The organism is Streptomyces sp. LaPpAH-108, from assembly GCF_000373625.1.
In the GTDB taxonomy this organism is placed as follows: domain Bacteria; phylum Actinomycetota; class Actinomycetes; order Streptomycetales; family Streptomycetaceae; genus Streptomyces.
Genome location: NZ_KB891987.1, coordinates 567,974 through 585,500 on the forward strand (window position 1 = coordinate 567,974; position 17,527 = coordinate 585,500).

Genomic DNA, 17,527 nt, shown 5'->3' on the forward strand with positions numbered 1-17,527 from the left:
CGGTGTATACGCCGGGTTCATAGTGGGTCCGGAATCGAATACGTGCTGCCGATCGCACCCCATGAGGCAACCTTCGGCCTCTTGATTCCGTCGGTTCCGATAGGGCGGGGTGCTCATTCTCACGTCCCCGAAGGAGCGGATCAGGCGCTCTTTGTCACATAGAGGGGTGTTAGCTTTCGGAGCTGACCCCGAGACGGAAGCGGAGCGAAGGGACCTATGGGACGAGCGGAAGAGAGACGAGCGCGTCAGCGCGGCGGTCGCCGCGCGGCACCCGGAGGCCGCTCGCCGTCCCCGGCGCCCGGTGGCGGCAAGCCCGCCAAGAGCTGGATACGCAGGCTCTTCACCTGGAAGAAGATCCTCGGGACATTCCTCGGCGCCTGTCTGCTGGGTATCGGCGCCTTTGTCGCGTTCTATTTGTCGGTGGACATCCCGGCGGGCAATGTGGCCGCCCAGCAGCAGAGCAACATCTACAAGTACAGCGACGGCAAGGTCATCGCCCGCTCCGGCAAGGTCAACCGCGAGATCGTCGACCTGTCGAAGGTGCCGCGGAAGGTCCAGCTCGACTTCGTCGCCGCCGAGAACAAGTCCTTCTACACGGACCCCGGCGTCGACCTGAAGGGCACCGCGCGCGGCATCCTCAACACGCTCGCGGGGCGCGGCAAGCAGGGTGGTTCGACCATCACCCAGCAGTACGTCAAGAACTACTACCTGAACCAGGACCAGACGGTCACCCGCAAGCTCAACGAGCTGGTCATCTCCCTCAAGGTGGAGCGCGAGAAGTCCAAGGACGAGATCCTCGCGGGCTACATCAACACCAGCTACTACGGACGCAACGCGTACGGCATCCAGGCCGCCGCCCAGGCGTACTACCACAAGGACGCCCAGAAGCTCTCGCCTGAGGAGGGCGCCTATCTGGCCGCTCTGCTCCAGGCGCCCAGCCAGTACGACTGGCAGGCCGCCACGCCCACCGGGCGGACGCTGGTGAAGCAGCGCTGGAACTACGTCCTGAACAACATGGTCAAGCAGGGCTGGCTGTCCAAGGCCGAGCGCGCCGGGATGACGTTCCCGACGCCCAAGGAGCCCAAGGCCGCCCCCGGTCTCGACGGGCAGACGGGCTATCTGGTCGACCTCGCCAACAAGCAGCTCGAGCAGCAGCTCATGAAGCAGCAGGGCCTGACCGCCTCACAGGCGGAGAACGCGGTCATCGGCAAGGGCTGGACCATCACCCTCAACGTCGACCGCAAGAAGCAGGCCGCGCTGGAGAAGGCCGTCAAGAGCCAGCTCACCTCCAAGCTCGACCCGAAGAAGCGCAAGGTCGACGGCGACATCCAGGCCGGTGCCGTCTCGGTCGACCCCAAGACGGGCCATGTCGTCGCCCTCTACGGCGGCCAGGACATCTTCAAGCACTGGACCAACAACGCCACCCGGCCCGACTACCAGCCCGCCTCCACCTTCAAGCCGGTCATCCTCGCCGCCGCGCTGGAACAGGGCGCCACCACGCAGGACGGCCGCCCCATCAACGCGAACACCGTCTACGACGGCACCAGCCGTCACCCGGTGACCGACCACGGCACCGAGGTCGGCTTCGCCCCGCCGAACGAGGACAACGCCAGCTACGGCAAGATCACCGTCCAGCAGGCCATGAACAAGTCCGTGAACTCCGTCTTCGCACAGATGGGCGTGGACGTCGGGATGCAGAAGGTCATGGACACGGCCAAGCAGCTCGGCATGGACACCAAGGGCATGCAGGCCGTCCCCGCGCAGACGCTCGGCTCCATGGGCGCCAGCCCGCTGGACATGGCCGGCATCTACGCCACCTTCGACAACCACGGCCGGAAGGTCACCCCGACCCTCATCAAGTCCGCGGAGAGCAAGGGCCGTTCGGTGCGGATGCCGGACCCGATCGGCCGTCAGGTGATCAGCCGCACCGCCGCCGACACTGTGACCTCCGTGCTCACCGGCGTGGTCGACGACGGCACCGCGCGGCAGTCGGTGGCGGCCAACCCGCTGCGCAACGGCCAGCAGGTGGCGGGCAAGACCGGTACCTCGGACGAGAACAAGTCCGCCTGGTTCACCGGCTACACGCCCGACCTGGTCACCTCGGTCGGCCTGTTCGGCGAACGGGGCAACGCGCACGTGTCGATGACGGGTGCGACCGGTCTCCTCCCGGCGCCCGGCCGTATCAACGGCGGTGGCTACCCGGCGCAGATCTGGGCCGCGTACACCTTCGGCGTGACCGACAAGGTCCCCTTCGACCTCGACACCACGCAGGGTGCCGCCGTCGCCCCGACGGACACCCCGACCGTCAGCGACAGCCCGTCCGAGTCCGCCTCGCAGTCGCCCTCCAGCTCGCCGACCGAGTCGGAGACGCCGTCCCAGCCGCCGACCACCGAGCCGCCCACGGAGAGCGAGACGCCGCCGACGGACCAGCCGACGACCCAGCCGCCGACCTCGGGACCGCCCACGGGGCAGTCCACCCCGCAGAACCCGTTCGACTTCCAGAACGGCAGGGACGACGGCTGAGGCCACAGGCCCTCGGCAGCGCGCAGGGCGCCCGGCGATTCGCCGGGCGCCCTGCGTCGTACCGCGAGCCGAGCGGGCTCAGCTTCCGCTCAGCTCGAACCACACCACCTTGCCCGCGCTCAGCCGGGTCGCGCCCCAGCGCCGGGCCAGCTTGTTGACCAGGTACAGCCCGCGCCCGCCCTCGTCCGTGGCGCGGGCCTGGCAGAGCCGGGGCAGCCGCGGGATGTCGTCGGACACCTCGCAGCGCAGCACGTCCGTGCGCAGCAGCCGCACGGACACCGGACGCGTGGTGTAGCGCACCGCGTTGGTGACGACCTCGCTGACCAGCAGCTCCAGCGAGTCCGTCAGGTCCTCCAGGCCCCACTCGGCCAGCGCGGCGCGGGCCAGCCTGCGGGCCTTGCCCGGGGTGGCGTCGTGCGCGTCCAGCGTCCAGTGCTTCACGTCGCTGGAGGTGATCCCGTCGAACCGGGCGGCGAGCAGCGCGATGTCGTCGTCCCGGTCGCCCGGGCCGAGCATGTCGAGCACCTCGTCGCACAGGGCCTCCAGCGGCGGCGGATGACCGGGACCGGTCAGCCGCGCGGTCGCTGTCAGCTTCTCGCGCAGCTGCTCTATGCCCGTCGCCACGTCCCGCAGCCGGGACTCCACCAGACCGTCGGTGTACAGCAGCAGCGTGGCCCCGGCGGGCGCCTCCAGCTCGACCGCCTCGAAGTCCACCCCGCCGACTCCGATGGGCGCGTTCGGCGGCACGCGCAGCACCTCGGCGTCGCCGCCCAGGTGCAGCAGCACCGGCGGCGGATGACCGGCGTTGGCGATGGTGATGCGCTGCGCTATCGGGTCGTAGACCGCGTACAGACACGTCGCCATGCGGTCGGTGCCCAGGCGCTGGGCCTGCTCGTCCAGATGGTGCAGCACCTCCTGCGGGGGCAGGTCGAGTCCGGCCAGGGTCTGCGCGGTCGTGCGCAGCTGGCCCATGATCGCCGCCGAGGTCATGGAGTGGCCCATGACGTCACCGACCACCAGCGCCACCCGGCTGCCCGGCAGCGGGATCGCGTCGTACCAGTCGCCGCCCACCCGCGCCGTCTCCGCCGCGGGCAGATAGCGCGAGGCCAGCCGCACACCGGTGGGGCGCGGCAGGGTCTCGGGCAGCATGGTGCGCTGGAGTTCGTCGGCGATGTACGCCTCGCGGCCGTACAGCACCGCCTTGTCGATGCCGAGCGCGCTGTGCGTGGCCAGTTGCGCCGCGACCAGCAGGTCCTCCGCCTCGAACGCCAGGCGCTCGGGGCGGCGCAGGAACAGCGCGGCGCCGATCACCCGGCGCCGTCCGCGCAGCGGCGCGAGGATCGCGTGCTGCCCGTCGGGGACCAGCGCCTCGCCCTCCTCGCCGAGCAGTTCGGGCAGCGCGGCGCGGGCGGCGGGCGAGTCCGCGAACACCGGACGCACCCCGCGCAGCACCTCGTTCAGCGCGCCGCCCGGGCGCACCTCGCACAGCTCGGCGGTCAGCGCGGAGGGCCCGGAGAACGCGGCGAGCCCCGGGGACTCCCCGTCCGGCTCCGGGTACGGCGCGGGCAGCAGCGCCTCGGTGTCCCGCTCGTCCGGGACACGGTCGCTGCGCCGCAGCCGCAGCACCACAGGACCGGTGGGCCGCTCGTCGCCGACGGGCAGCGGGTCGCGCAGATAGACCAGGATCGCGTCCGAGAACGTCGGCACCGTGGCCCGGCACAGCCCCATCACGATCTCGTCGAGATCGAGGCCGCGCGCGATCCGCCGGGTCGCCGCGCCCACGAACCGGAGCCGGTCCCCGTCGCGCCGCATGGGCATCGGCCGCCCCGGCGGCAGCCCGCGTCCGGTACGGCGCTCACGGGCGCCCGGTGTCCGGTCCTGCTCGGCGCCCGGCTGGGCCGGAATGCCCTCAGGGGCGGGCCGGGGGCGGTGGGTGCTGCCCTGCTCGGCGGCGGTGGCCGGCTGGGAGTGCTCGGGGCCGTTGACTGGGGGCTCCTTCCCCTTGTTCCCCTTGCCGCCGCCGCGCTTTCCGCGCGGCGGCGTGCCCGGGGAGGACGACGGGCCGTCCGCCCGGGACTGGGCCGGCAGCCCCGGCCCGCCGAGCGGCGCCGGGGTACGCAGACGCGCCCCGCGGGAGTCCGCGGGGTCCACGCCCGGCTGGGGGCGTTCGTAGGAGGAAGTGGGCTGCTCCGTCACGCGTGTCGAATCCGTCCGTCCGGGGCCGCGCGCCAGGCGCGCGTGTGGTGCCGCCGACATGCCGATACCCGCAATACGTGCCCCGGGAACGGATTTCCCGCGTGGTCAGGGGTCGTTCCGCCGCCCCGGGCGCTGTCCGCCCGGCCGGTGCCGCCGTTCCCGTACCCCTCGCTCACGTCCTGCCGCCCCTCGGTGACATATGGTCAAGCCCGGCGTGTGTTCCGGTAGTTGCAACTCGATGCCCTTGCGGAGGACGATCCTACGTTTGTGGTCCGGGGGCGCATCAAGGGTCTCATGAGGACACGTGCGCGGGCGTACGGTCCCAGTCCTCCGGCAGCGACGGTACCGCCCAGGCGGGGTCGGGCCGCCAGTGCTGCCAGCCGTCCGCGTACGGCGCTCCCCAGGACCGGATTCCCTCGACCGCCCGCCGGGACGCCTCCCGCACCCGCTCGGCCGTCTCGGCGTCCATCAGGCCGTCGCGCTGCGCCTGCGCGAACTCGTCCTCGTCGCGCCAGTGCCAACTGCGGTCCGGGTTCACGGAGATGTCCAGGAAGTGGTCCTCGGAGTCGACGCCGCCGCTCCAGCGGGCCAGCGGCTCCTCCAGGTTGACGTACCAGTTCTTGAACCGCCAGCCCGGCTCCCAGAACAGCCACACCGACCAGGGCTCGCCGGGCCGCGCCAGCTTCAGCACCCCGGTGCCGAACCAGCGGTCCCGGCGCACCCCGCGCGGCTTGGTGTAGCGGGACTCCAGCGGCTCCAGATGGACCGGGGTGCCGTCGGCCAGCACGGGTTTGACGCACTCGGTGCCGGGCGCCAGCCACACCGCGAGCAGGTCGGCGTCGTCCCGGACGACCGTGACGGGCCGGGCGATGTGGAAACCGGCACCGGCGTTCTCCCGGTACCGCCACAGGATCGGGGTGCCCGCGGCCCAGTACGTCGTCGTGTCCGTTTCCGCTCGTCTCACCGCTTCGTCGTCCGCCATGGACAGATATTAGGTGCCATGGGCACCCGATGCCGTGGCGTCGGCCACGACCGGGTGCCGGTGGCGGAAATCGGCGGACGCCCGTTACGGATGTGTCATCCGCAGGACATCCAGCGCCTCGTCGAGCTGGTCCCGCGTCAGCTCCCCGCGCTCCACGTAGCCGCCCTCCAGGACGACCTCCCGGATCGTCTTGCGCTCCGCCAGCGAGCGCTTGGCGATCCGCGCGGCCTCCTCGTACCCCAGGTACTTGTTCAGCGGGGTGACGACCGAGGGCGACGACTCGGCGTACTCGCGGGCGCGTTCGCGGTCGGCGGTGATGCCGTCGATCGTGCGGTCGGCGAGCAGCCGGGAGACGTTGGCGAGCAGCCGCACCGACTCCAGTACGTTCTTGGCCAGCACCGGGAGCATCACATTCAGCTCGAAGTTCCCGGCCGAGCCTGCCGTGGCGATGGTCGCGTCGTTGCCGATCACCTGGGCCGCGACCATCAGGACGGCCTCCGGGACGACCGGGTTGACCTTGCCCGGCATGATCGAGGAACCGGGCTGGAGATCGGGCAGCCGGATCTCGGCGAGGCCGGTGCGCGGGCCCGACGCCATCCAGCGCAGATCGTTGGCGATCTTCGTCAGTCCGACCGCGATGGTCCGCAACTGGCCGCTGGTCTCCACGATCCCGTCGCGCGCCCCCTGTGCCTCGAAGTGGTCGCGTGCCTCGGTGAGCGGCAGCCCGGTGGCCCGCGCGACCTCCTCGATCACGGCGGCGGAGAACCCGGGAGGCGTGTTGATCCCGGTCCCTACGGCCGTCCCGCCCAGCGGCAGCTCCGCGAGGCGGGGCAGGGAGGCACGCAGGCGCTCGACGCCGTAGCGCACCTGGGCCGCGTATCCGCCGAACTCCTGACCCAGGGTCACGGGGGTCGCGTCCATCAGGTGGGTGCGCCCCGACTTCACCACGTCGGCGAACTCCTCCGCCTTGCGGGTGAGGGCGTCGGCCAGGTGTTCCAGCGCGGGGATCAGATCGCGGGTGACGGCGGCGGTGGCGGCGATGTGGATCGAGGACGGGAAGACGTCGTTGGACGACTGCGAGGCGTTGACGTGGTCGTTCGGGTGCACGTCCCGGCCCAGGCGCTCGCTCGCCAGCGTCGCGATCACCTCGTTGGCGTTCATGTTGGACGAGGTGCCGGACCCGGTCTGGAACACGTCCACGGGGAACTGCTCGTCCCACTTTCCCTCGGCCACCTCCCCGGCGGCCTCCTCGATCGCCTCCGCGACCTCGGGCTCCAGCACCCCGAGCCCGGCGTTCACCTTCGCCGCCGCCCCCTTGATCCTGCCCAGCGCCTCGATGTGCGCCCGCTCCAGCCGCTGCCCGGACACCGGAAAATTCTCCACGGCCCGCTGCGTCTGCGCCCGCCACTTGGCGTCCGCCGGGACGCGGACCTCACCCATGGAGTCGTGCTCGATGCGGTAGTCGTCACTCATGCCTGGTACAGCGAACGGGGGGTGCGGGATGTTCCTCGCGGGGCGCTGCCGCGCGGGCGGGGCCGGGGGTGTCGTCGGCGGGGGTCGGCTGTGCCTGGTCCGCCTCGGCTTCGCCTTCGGCGGCGGTCTGTTTCCCACCCGCACCACCCGTGCGGCTTTCGTCGCCGGGTGCGGGTGGCCCCTGCGAGGCGTCCTCGCCGTCGGCGGCCTCGGGTTCGGCAGTGGCCTTGGCCTTGGCCTGCGGCGCTTCGGCGGGCTCGGGCTGTGGCTGCGAGGGCTCGGGTCTGTGGGCGGGGTGCAGCTGTGGTGGGGGCTTTCCCGGTGGGTCCGGCGGTGGGACTCGGCTCTGCGGCAGGGGTGCAGCGGTGCTGACGCTGGGCAGCGGGTGGGCTGGACGGTGGGGCCACGACCAGTGGGCGGGCTCATGGGCAGGAGTGGCCCGGCTCAACGGGTGGGGGCTCGGTGGTGGGAGTGGGGTCCGGGCGGTGGGGGCTTGGCTCGGTGGGCGGGGTCGGGGCGGCGGTGCCCGGCTCGGCTCGGGTGGGGGATTTGCCGATGAGGGCCGGCGGTGGGGGCTCGGGTCTGTGGGCGAGGTGCAGCTGCTGGCGCTGGGCAGGGGGTGAACTGGGCTTAGGGACAAGGGCAGTAGGCGGTTCAGGGGCTGGGGTGCCTGGTTCGATGGGGGGAGATCTGGTGGCGGGGTCCGGCGCCCATCACGCCAGGCGCGCTGCCCCGACTCTGCCCACCGGGCGTGACCCCAGCCCCCGGTTCTCCGCTGCCCCGCTCACGGAGCCGAGCCCTCAGCGGGGTGGGAGTGGGGGGCGGTGGGTGGTCAGTGGGAGGAGAAGCCGCCGTCTATGAAGAGGGACTGGCCGGTGATGTAGGCGGAGGAGCGGCTTGCGAGGAAGACGGCGGCGCCTGCGAAGTCCTCGGGCAGGCCGTTGCGGCCGATGAAGGTGCGGGCGGCCAGGGCTCGTACCGTGTCCGGGTCGGACGACAGGCGGGCGTTGAGCGGGGTCAGTACGAAGCCCGGGACCAGGGTGTTGCAGGTGACGCCGTACGGCGACCACTCCTCGGCCTGGGAGCGCGCGAGGGATTCCAGCGCGCCCTTGGAGACGCCGTACGCCCCGGAGTGGGCGAAGGCGCGGTGTGCCTGCTGGGAGCTGACGTGGATGATCCGTCCGAAGCCCCGCTCGGCCATGCCGGGTGCGAAGCGCTGGCTCAGCAGGTGGGGTGCCTGGAGATTCACGGCCAGGGTGAGGTCCCAGTCGTGCTCGGTCAGCTCGCTCATCGGGGGACGGAGGTTGATCCCGGCGCAGTTGACGAGGATGTCCGGCTCCCCGAACTCCTTCACGATCTCGTCGGCCGCCGCCCGTACTCCCGCACGGCTGCCGAGGTCGGCGCTCACCCAGGCCGCCCGGCAGCCGAGCGAGGTGAGCTGCGCGGTCGTCGCCTCCAGCGCCTCCTTGCCCCGCGCGACGACCACCACCGAGGCCCCGGCCCGCGCCAGCGCCTCGGCGATGCCCCGCCCGATCCCGGAACTCCCTCCGGTCACGACGGCGACGCGGTCGTCGAGGGAGAAGAGCCCGGAGAGGTACGCGGGGGAAGTCATGCCCCGCACCCTAGGGGCTGGTCCCAACTGCCGCCGCTTCGGGGGGCGTCAGCCGACACTCCTCCGGCCTCCGGCCGACGCTCCTCCGGTCGTCAGCCTCCGGCCGTCAGCCGCCACCCGCAGCCCGTCAGCCTCCAGCCTCCGGCCGTCAGCCGCCACACCCCCAGCTGTCAGCCGACCCCCCGCCCGTCCGGCGACACTCCCCAGCCCCTCTGCTGGGGGGCATCAGCCGCCCCCCTCCAGCCCGTCCGGCGTTTGAGGACGAGGCCGTTCAGGCCGAAGCGGGGTCTGGGGCGCGGCCCCAGCGGGGTCGAAGGGGCGGAGCCCCTGGGGACGGGACGGGTAGGGGCGGCGGGGGCGAGATCCACACCCCGCCGCCCCCGAGGCACTACGCCAGCCCAGGCCCCCGCACCGGAATGCTCGTGAACGTCGGCGCAGGCGCCGGGTCCTGGAAGAAGTCGTTCCCCTTGTCGTCCACGACGATGAACGCCGGGAAGTCCTCGACCTCGATCTTCCAGACCGCCTCCATGCCCAGCTCCTCGTACTCCAGGACCTCGACCTTCTTGATGCAGTCCTGCGCGAGCCGGGCGGCCGGACCGCCGATGGACCCGAGGTAGAAACCACCGTGCGCGTCACACGCGTCGGTGACCTGCTTGCTGCGATTCCCCTTCGCCAGCATCACCTTGGAGCCGCCCGCCGCCTGGAACTGCTCCACGTAGGAGTCCATGCGCCCGGCCGTGGTCGGACCGAAGGACCCGGACGCGTACCCCTCGGGCGTCTTCGCCGGACCCGCGTAGTACACCGAGTGGTCCTTCAGGTATTGCGGCATCTCCTCACCCGCGTCAAGGCGCTCCTTGATCTTGGCGTGCGCGATGTCACGGGCCACGACCAGCGGACCGGTGAGCGAGAGCCGGGTCTTGACCGGGTACTTGGTCAGCTCGGCGAGGATCGTGTCCATCGGCTGGTTGAGGTCGATCTTGACGACGTCACCCTCCGACTCCAGGTGCGCGTCCGTCGTCTCCGGCAGGAACCGCGCCGGGTCCGTCTCCAGCTGCTCCAGGAACACGCCCTCGGCGGTGATCTTGGCGACGGCCTGCCGGTCCGCCGAGCAGGAGACCGCGATGGCGACCGGGCAGGACGCGCCGTGCCGGGGCAGCCGCACCACGCGCACGTCGTGGCAGAAGTACTTGCCGCCGAACTGCGCGCCGATCCCGATCTTCTGCGTCAGCTCGAAGACCTTCTCCTCCAGCTCCTTGTCCCGGAAGCCGTGGCCCAGCTCCGAGCCCTCGGCCGGGATCTCGTCCAGGTAGTGCGCGGAGGCGTACTTCGCGGTCTTCAGCGCGAACTCGGCCGACGTACCGCCGACGACGATCGCCAGGTGGTACGGCGGGCAGGCGGCCGTACCCAGCGAACGGATCTTCTCCTCCAGGAACTTCATCATGGAGGACTCGTTGAGGACGGCCTTCGTCTCCTGGTACAGGAACGACTTGTTGGCCGAGCCGCCGCCCTTCGCCATGAAGAGGAACTTGTAGGCGCCGCCGTCGGTCGCGTACAGCTCGATCTGCGCGGGGAGGTTGGAGCCGGTGTTCTTCTCCTCCCACATGGTGAGCGGAGCCATCTGCGAGTAGCGCAGGTTGAGCTTGGTGTACGCGTCGTAGATGCCGTGCGAGAGGTGTTTCTCGTCCGTGCCCTCGGTGAGCACGTTCTGCCCGCGCTTGCCCATGACGATCGCGGTGCCGGTGTCCTGGCACATGGGCAGCACGCCCGCGGCGGCGATGTTCGCGTTCTTCAGCAGGTCGAGCGCGACGAACTTGTCGTTGCCGGAGGCTTCCGGGTCGTCGATGATCCGGCGGAGCTGGGCGAGGTGGGCCGGGCGCAGATAGTGCTGGATGTCGTGGATCGCCTCTTCGGCCAGCTTGCGCAGCGCCTCCGGCTCCACCTTGAGGAACGTCCGCCCGTCCGGCCCCTCGACGGTGGACACGCCCTCGGAGGTCACCAGCCGGTACGGGGTGGTGTCCTCTCCCTGGGGGAGCAGATCGGTGTACGCGAACTCAGGCATCTCAGCCCATTCCTCACTCGACGGACGGGGCCCGCCGACGCTGGCGAGCCTGTCCAGCGTAGAACCCCCGTCGAAGGGGGCTCTTGTGAGGTAAGGCTCACTTGCGACACGCCGGGAGCGCGCGGCGGGTGGGCGACTTATCCACACCCCCTAGTCGCGATCTATCGCGTTTGGGTACGCTGCCGTCGTGGACCTTCACAAGCACGCCCAGACCCCAGGCCCGGAGGCGCGCGTGTCCGAGCTGCGCGCCTCCGACGCCGACCGCGACCGCGTCACCGACATCCTCCGCGAGGCCCTGGCCGAGGGCCGGCTGACCGCCGAGGAGCACGCCGAGCGCGTCGAGGGGGTGCTGCACACCAAGACGGTCGGCGAGCTGGATGCCTACATACAGGACCTCCCGGCCGGTCACGAGCGGCGCGGGCCCGTCACCGCCCCGCCGCGCCCGATGCCGGGCGCGGTCCCGGCCGACGCCGACGCCAGCGTGGTCGCCGTCTTCAGCAGCGCCGTACGCCGGGGCCGCTGGCGCGCGGGGCGCCGGCTGCACGCGTTCGCGGTCTTCGGCAGCGTCGAGATCGACCTCAGCGAGGCCGTCTTCGAGTACCAGCAGGTGGTGATCAAGGCGATATCGGTCTTCGGGGACGTCCAGATCCGCGTCCCGGAGAACGTGTCGCTGCGCGGCACCGGCGGCGGTGTCATGGGCAACTTCGAGGTCAGCACCCGCGACTCGACCGACTCCCAGGCCCCCGTGATCTACGTGGACGGCTGGGCCGTCATGGGCAATGTCGAGGCCCGGCCCAAGCGTGGCCGCTTCGTGGCGGACATCCTCGACCGGGTCCAGGACAAGGTCGACCACAAGCTGCGCAAACACCTGGACCGTTGACGGTCGCGAATTCCGGCACGGTCCACGGAGTCGTCGTCCACCGGCGCCCGGGCGCGAGGGGGTGTGAACAAGCCGCCGTGCGCCCGGGGTTGGGGACGCAGTGCATAGGCGCGCGCACAGCGGGTAGGGCTTGCTGCATCGTCTCTCGCTCGCGAAGCCGTCGTCAGGAGTAGACCGTGCTGCAACCGCCGCGTTCGTCCCTGCAGGTCGCCGCCGTCCCGGCCCAGCGGTCACCGAAGCGGGACAGGGACCAGGACGCGCCCTGGCACACCGAGGCGGTGTGCCGGCGTGACGAGGCCACTCTGTTCTTCGCCCCGTCGAAGGAACCCACCGCCGCCCGGCTCTCCCGCGAGGAAGCGGCCAAGCGCGTCTGTGCCCGCTGCCCGGTCATGGTCGAATGCCGCGAACACGCCCTCCTCCAGCCCGAGCCCTACGGCGTCTGGGGCGGCCTGACAGCAGCCGAACGCCGAGTGGTCCTGGCCCGCCGCAGGCGCCGCGAGGTGGAACTGAAGAAGACCCCGGCACCGAGGATGGCGGGCTGAGCCGCAGGAGCTTTTCGCTTTTAGGGGCCTCAGCTGCAGGTCTTTTAGGGGCGCGGGGAACTGCGCGACCAGCCACCCGGGACCGGCACCCGCAAACGCTCCCCGCCCCCCACCTCAGTAGGCGCTACTTGGCCCGATCGAAGTCGATCGCGCTGTACGCCCGAAGCTTGCGCAGCCGATGCTCGGAGTCGATCCTCCGCACCGTCCCCGACTTGGACCGCATCACGATGGAATCGGTGGTCGCCGTCTCCGACCGATACCGCACCCCCCGCAGCAACTCCCCGTCCGTGATCCCGGTCGCCACGAAGAACACGTTCTCCCCGTTGACCAGATCCTCGGTCGTGAGCACCCGATCCAGATCGTGCCCCGCCGCGATCGCCCGCTCCCGCTCCGCCTCGTCCTTGGGCCACAGCTTGCCCTGGATGGTGCCGCCGAGACACTTGACCGCGCAGGCCGAGATGATGCCCTCGGGCGTCCCCCCGATGCCGAGCAGCAGATCGATGCCCGTGCCCTCGCGCAGCGCCAGGATCGAGCCCGCGACATCGCCGTCGGTGATCAGCTTGATGCGCGCCCCGGTCTCCCGGATCTCCTTGACCAGCTCCTCGTGCCGGGGCCGGTCGAGCACGACGACGGTGACGTCCTCGGGCGCGCACCCCTTGGCCTTGGCGACCCGGCGGATGTTGACCGCCACGGGCGCGTTGATGTCCACGAAGTCGGCGGCCTCGGGGCCGGTGACCAGCTTGTCCATGTAGAAGACGGCGGACGGGTCGAACATGGCGCCGCGCTCGGCGGCGGCCAGCACCGCGATCGCGTTCGGCATGCCCTTGGCGGTCAGCCGGGTGCCGTCGATCGGGTCGACGGCGATGTCGACCTCGGGCCCGGTGCCGTCACCCACCCGCTCCCCGTTGAACAGCATGGGCGCCTCGTCCTTCTCGCCCTCGCCGATGACGACGACGCCGTTCATCGACACGGTGGAGACGAGGGTCCGCATGGCACGTACCGCGGCACCGTCGGCGCCGTTCTTGTCGTCGCGCCCGACCCAGCGGCCCGCGGCCATCGCGGCGGCCTCGGTCACGCGGACCAGTTCCAGGGCGAGGTTGCGGTCGGGGGCCTCGGAGGGGACATCGAGTTCGGACGGCAGATGATGCTCGGTCATCGGAGCGCACCTTTCTGATACGACGACGGCCGGATGAGGGTTCGATTCCTGACTCTAGCGTCGCACCGACAAAATGAGCAGGGGGCCCCACGGATGAGCGCTCGGGGCACCTGCGACCATAGGGGACGTGGCAGGTACGAACGGCAAGCAGAAGACGGTCCGGGACATGATCCTTTCCCTGGCCCTCATCGGTATCGCGGCGGCGGTCATCTATGTCTTCGTCCCGCACGACGATCACGCCCCCGATCTCAAACGGGTCGACTACACGGTGGAGACGGCCGGTGCCCGCCGTGCGGCGAGCTACCCGGTGGCCGCCCCCGAGGGACTGCCGAGTACCTGGAAAGCGACCTCCGTACGCTTCCAGGGCGAGGATTCCGACCGCTGGCACCTCGGCTTCCAGGCCCCGGGCGGCCAGTACGTGCAGGTCGAGCAGTCCACGGGCAAGCGCGCCGACGTCATCGACGAGGCGACCCAGGGCGCCAAGGCGACCAAGCGCACCGAGGAGATCGACGGCCGCACCTGGACCCGGTACACCGGTGGCCGCTACGACGGGCTGGTCCTGGAGGACACCCCCGGCTCCACGACCGTGGTCGCGGGCACCGCGTCCTTCGACCGGCTGACCGCGATGGCGGCGGCGCTGAAGATGAAGAACGAGAAGTAACCGCACGCGAAAGGGGCCCCGGACGGCATCCGGGGCCCCTTCGCTGTGCGCCGTACGGCCGCTCAGACGGTCGTGACGACCTCGTCGTACGCCAGGCGCGGCGAGCGCGGGTACCAGGCGTCCGGGCCCGGGTGGCCGATGTTCACGACCATCAGCGGGGTGTGGTCGTCGTCCAGGAACTCCTTGCGGACCCCCTCGGAGTCGAAGCCGGTCATCGGGCCCGCTGCCAGGCCGGCCGCGCGGACGCCGACGAGGAAGTAGGCGGCCTGGAGCGCGGCGTTCATCGCGGCGGAGCGCTCACGGACCGGGCGCTCGGCGAAGAACAGGTCCTTGGCCTGCGGGAACGCCGGGAACAGGGTCGGCAGCTCCTCGTGGAACTCGTTGTCCGCCGACAGGATCGCGACCAGCGGCGCGGTGGCCGTCTTGGGCTTGTTGCCGTCGGCCATCAGGGCCACCAGGCGCTCGCGGGCCTCGGGGGAGCGGACCAGCGTGATGCGCAGCGGGGTCTGGTTGAAGGCGGTCGGGCCGAACTTGACCAGGTCGTAGATCGCCCGGACCTGCTCGTCGGTCACCGGCTCGTCGGTGAAGGTGTTCGCGGTGCGGGCCTCGCGGAACAGCAGGTCCTGGGCGGCCGGGTCGAGAACGAGAGACATGCGTGACTTCCTCGGATACGCGTCCGGCCCGAGGTGCCGGGCCGACTGAACGGGACGACCCTACGCGAGAGAAGTTAAAGCTTGAACGAAGGGTGCGCGCGCCTGCGAGACGAAGGGCGCGCGCCCGAGAGAGGGTGCGCCCCCGCTACTCGTCCCCCTCGGCCTCCGCCTCCTCCGCCAGCGCCGCGTCCAGCCGCGCCCGCGCCCCCTCCAGCCAGCGGCGGCACACCTTGGCCAGCTCCTCGCCGCGCTCCCACAGCGCCAGCGACTCCTCCAGCGTCGTACCACCCGCCTCCAGGCGCCGTACGACCTCGATCAACTCGTCCCGCGCCTGCTCGTACGACAGCGCCTCGTCCACCTTGCTGGTCATCCGCCCACCCTAAGCATCGCCACCGACATCCCCACCGCCATGGGTATCCACCCGCACCGCGAACTCGCCCGCCGAGACCCGGGCCCGCAGCGTCTCGCCGTCCGTCACCTCGTCCGGCGCGCGGACCACGTGGCCGTCGGCCCGCTGGAGCACCGCGTACCCCCGGCGGAGCGTCGCGGCGGGGGAGAGGGCCACCACGCGCGCGTGCGTGTGGGTCAGCTCGGAGTCGGCGCGGTCCAGGAGATGGCCGAGCGTGCGCCTGCCGCGCTCAAGGAGGGCGTCCACCTGCGCCGACCGCTCGTCCAGCATCCGGTGCGGCTGCTCCATCGAGGGCCGGGCCAGCGCATGCGCGAGCCCCCGCTCCTCGCGCTCCAGGACCGCGCGCACACAGCGCCGCCCCCGGTCGCGCAGCATCCGCACCCGCTCGGACTCCTCACCCACGTCCGGGACGACCTTCTTGGCCGCGTCCGTCGGCGTGGACGCCCGTAGATCGGCCACCAGGTCGAGCAGCGGGCTGTCCGGCTCGTGCCCGATGGCCGAGACGACCGGCGTACGGCACGCGGACACCGCCCGCACCAGCTCCTCGTCGGAGAACGGCAGCAGATCCTCCACGCTGCCGCCGCCCCGGGCCACCACGATGACGTCCACCTCGTCCATCGCGTCCAGCTCCTTGACCGCCTGGACGACCTGCGGCACCGCGTGCACCCCCTGCACCGGCACATTGCGCACCTCGAAGCGGACCGCGGGCCAGCGGTGCCGGGCGTTCTCCAGCACGTCCCGCTCCGCCGCCGAGGCCCGCCCGCACACCAGGCCGATCAGCTGGGGCAGGAACGGCAGCGGCTTCTTGCGGTCGGCCGCGAACAGCCCCTCGGCCGCCAGCGACTTCTTCAGCCGCTCAAGCCGGGCCAGCAGCTCCCCCACGCCCACGGGCCGTATCTCGGCGGCGCGCAGCGAGAGCTGCCCGCGCGGGGCGTACCACTCCGGCTTGGCCAGGACCACGACCCGCGCGCCCTCGCCGACCACGTCCGCGACCGCGTCGAACACCTGGCGGTAGCACGTCACGCTCACCGAGATGTCGTGCGAGGGGTCGCGCAGGGTCAGGAAGACCACCCCGGCCCCCGGACGCCGCGACAACTGCGTGATCTGCCCCTCGACCCACACCGCGCCGAGCCGGTCGATCCAGCCGCCGATCAGCCGGGAGACGTCACCGACGGGCAGCGGGGCTTCGGGGGACGTGTTCACAGCCATGCCGCGAGACTAACGGCCGCCACCGACAAAGGAGCTGTCCGCCGAACACCTCCCCCGGGGGGATCTACGGGGTGCCGTACCCGGCCTTACGATGGGACGCATGACCGCTTCGCCTGGCCGCCGTGTCCTGCTCGCCGCCCCCCGGGGCTACTGCGCCGGTGTGGACCGCGCCGTGATCGCCGTCGAGAAGGCCCTCGAACAGTACGGGGCCCCGATCTACGTCCGCCACGAGATCGTCCACAATAAGTACGTCGTCCAGACCCTGGAGAAGAAGGGCGCGATCTTCGTCGAGCGGACGGAGGAGGTGCCCCCGGGCAACATCGTGATGTTCTCCGCCCACGGCGTCGCCCCCACCGTGCACGAGGAGGCCCAGCGCGGACGCCTGGCCACCATCGACGCCACCTGCCCCCTGGTCACCAAGGTCCACAAGGAAGCCGTCCGCTACGCCAAGGACGACTACGACATCCTCCTGATCGGCCACGAGGGCCACGAGGAGGTCATCGGCACCTCCGGCGAGGCCCCCGAGCACATCCAGCTCGTCGACGGCCCCGAGGACGTCGCCAAGGTCGAGATCCGCGACCCGTCCAAGGTCGTCTGGCTCTCCCAGACCACGCTCTCCGTGGACGAGACCATGGAGACCGTCGACGCCCTGAAGGCCAAGTTCCCTGGCCTGGTCTCCCCGCCCAGCGACGACATCTGCTACGCCACGCAGAACCGTCAGCTCGCCGTGAAGCAGATGGGCGCCGAGGCCGAGCTGGTCATCGTGGTCGGCTCGCGCAACTCCTCCAACTCCGTGCGGCTCGTGGAGGTCGCCAAGCTCGCCGGTGCCCGCGCGGCGTACCTGGTGGACTTCGCCGCCGAGATCGACGAGGCGTGGCTGGAGGGCGTCACCACGGTCGGCGTCACCTCCGGCGCCTCCGTCCCCGAGGTCCTGGTCGAAGAGGTCCTGGAGTGGCTGTCCGAGCGCGGCTACGGCGACGTGGAGCTGGTCAAGGCCGCCGAGGAGTCCATCACCTTCTCGCTCCCCAAGGAGCTGCGCCGCGACCTGCGCGACGAGGCGGCGGCGCTGATGGCGGAGCGCGGGGGCAGCGGTACGCCGGAGGCGTGAGGGCGTGATGCCATCGGTGTACGGGGCGGCGCGTACCGGCTCGTACACCGATCGGGATGCCCGG

At 71.3% G+C, this 17,527-nt stretch carries 14 protein-coding genes; 5 read left to right on the plus strand and 9 right to left on the minus strand.

Going from position 1 to position 17,527, the window contains the following annotated elements:
• Positions 1-216: 216 nt before the first annotated feature.
• A complete protein-coding gene (locus B079_RS0102650; protein WP_026248281.1) occupies positions 217-2,523 on the plus strand; it encodes a transglycosylase domain-containing protein in 2,307 nt (768 codons plus the stop codon).
• 78 nt (positions 2,524-2,601) lie between these two features.
• Here the strand turns inward: B079_RS0102650 and B079_RS0102655 are convergent, their stop codons facing one another.
• From B079_RS0102655 to B079_RS0102675, 5 genes are all read right to left on the minus strand, one after another.
• A complete protein-coding gene (locus B079_RS0102655) occupies positions 2,602-4,719 on the minus strand; it encodes a SpoIIE family protein phosphatase (RefSeq protein ID WP_018544223.1) in 2,118 nt (705 codons plus the stop codon).
• 292 nt (positions 4,720-5,011) lie between these two features.
• Positions 5,012-5,701, minus strand: a complete 690-nt coding sequence (locus tag B079_RS0102660; RefSeq protein ID WP_018544224.1) for a DUF402 domain-containing protein — start codon at positions 5,699-5,701, stop codon at positions 5,012-5,014.
• Between the two features lie 84 nt (positions 5,702-5,785).
• Complete coding sequence (locus B079_RS0102665) at positions 5,786-7,174, minus strand: class II fumarate hydratase (protein WP_018544225.1); 1,389 nt, start codon at positions 7,172-7,174, stop codon at positions 5,786-5,788.
• 832 nt (positions 7,175-8,006) lie between these two features.
• The gene (locus B079_RS0102670; protein WP_018544226.1) at positions 8,007-8,786 is read right to left on the minus strand and encodes an SDR family NAD(P)-dependent oxidoreductase; all 780 of its coding nucleotides are present in this window, start codon (positions 8,784-8,786) and stop codon (positions 8,007-8,009) included.
• Positions 8,787-9,174: 388 nt separating this feature from the next.
• A complete protein-coding gene (locus tag B079_RS0102675) occupies positions 9,175-10,845 on the minus strand; it encodes a fumarate hydratase (protein WP_018544227.1) in 1,671 nt (556 codons plus the stop codon).
• A 187-nt stretch (positions 10,846-11,032) separates the two neighbouring features.
• Here B079_RS0102675 and B079_RS0102680 point away from each other — a divergent pair, with 187 nt between their 5' ends.
• Positions 11,033-11,725, plus strand: a complete 693-nt coding sequence (locus B079_RS0102680; RefSeq protein WP_026248283.1) for a DUF1707 SHOCT-like domain-containing protein — start codon at positions 11,033-11,035, stop codon at positions 11,723-11,725.
• A 176-nt stretch (positions 11,726-11,901) separates the two neighbouring features.
• On the plus strand, positions 11,902-12,267 hold the full coding sequence (locus B079_RS0102685; protein WP_018544229.1) for a WhiB family transcriptional regulator: 366 nt from the start codon (positions 11,902-11,904) through the stop codon (positions 12,265-12,267).
• Between the two features lie 124 nt (positions 12,268-12,391).
• On the opposite strand, the gene glpX is transcribed toward B079_RS0102685, so the two are convergent.
• On the minus strand, positions 12,392-13,423 hold the full coding sequence (gene glpX / locus B079_RS0102690) for a class II fructose-bisphosphatase (protein ID WP_018544230.1): 1,032 nt from the start codon (positions 13,421-13,423) through the stop codon (positions 12,392-12,394).
• A 127-nt stretch (positions 13,424-13,550) separates the two neighbouring features.
• Here glpX and B079_RS0102695 point away from each other — a divergent pair, with 127 nt between their 5' ends.
• Complete coding sequence (locus tag B079_RS0102695; protein ID WP_018544231.1) at positions 13,551-14,084, plus strand: DUF4245 domain-containing protein; 534 nt, start codon at positions 13,551-13,553, stop codon at positions 14,082-14,084.
• 62 nt (positions 14,085-14,146) lie between these two features.
• Here B079_RS0102695 and B079_RS0102700 read toward each other — a convergent pair whose 3' ends face one another.
• From B079_RS0102700 to xseA, 3 genes are all read right to left on the minus strand, one after another.
• Positions 14,147-14,737 (minus strand): malonic semialdehyde reductase, encoded by a 591-nt coding sequence (locus B079_RS0102700; RefSeq protein WP_018544232.1) that lies wholly within the window; start codon positions 14,735-14,737, stop codon positions 14,147-14,149.
• 145 nt (positions 14,738-14,882) lie between these two features.
• Positions 14,883-15,107 carry an exodeoxyribonuclease VII small subunit gene (locus B079_RS0102705; protein WP_018544233.1) on the minus strand — a complete coding sequence of 75 codons (225 nt, stop codon included), beginning with the start codon at positions 15,105-15,107 and terminating at the stop codon, positions 14,883-14,885.
• A 9-nt stretch (positions 15,108-15,116) separates the two neighbouring features.
• Positions 15,117-16,355, minus strand: a complete 1,239-nt coding sequence (gene xseA, locus B079_RS0102710; protein ID WP_026248284.1) for an exodeoxyribonuclease VII large subunit — start codon at positions 16,353-16,355, stop codon at positions 15,117-15,119.
• Between the two features lie 91 nt (positions 16,356-16,446).
• On the opposite strand from xseA, the gene B079_RS0102715 reads away from it, so the two are divergent.
• A complete protein-coding gene (locus B079_RS0102715) occupies positions 16,447-17,463 on the plus strand; it encodes a 4-hydroxy-3-methylbut-2-enyl diphosphate reductase (protein WP_086022311.1) in 1,017 nt (338 codons plus the stop codon).
• Positions 17,464-17,527 lie beyond the last annotated feature (64 nt).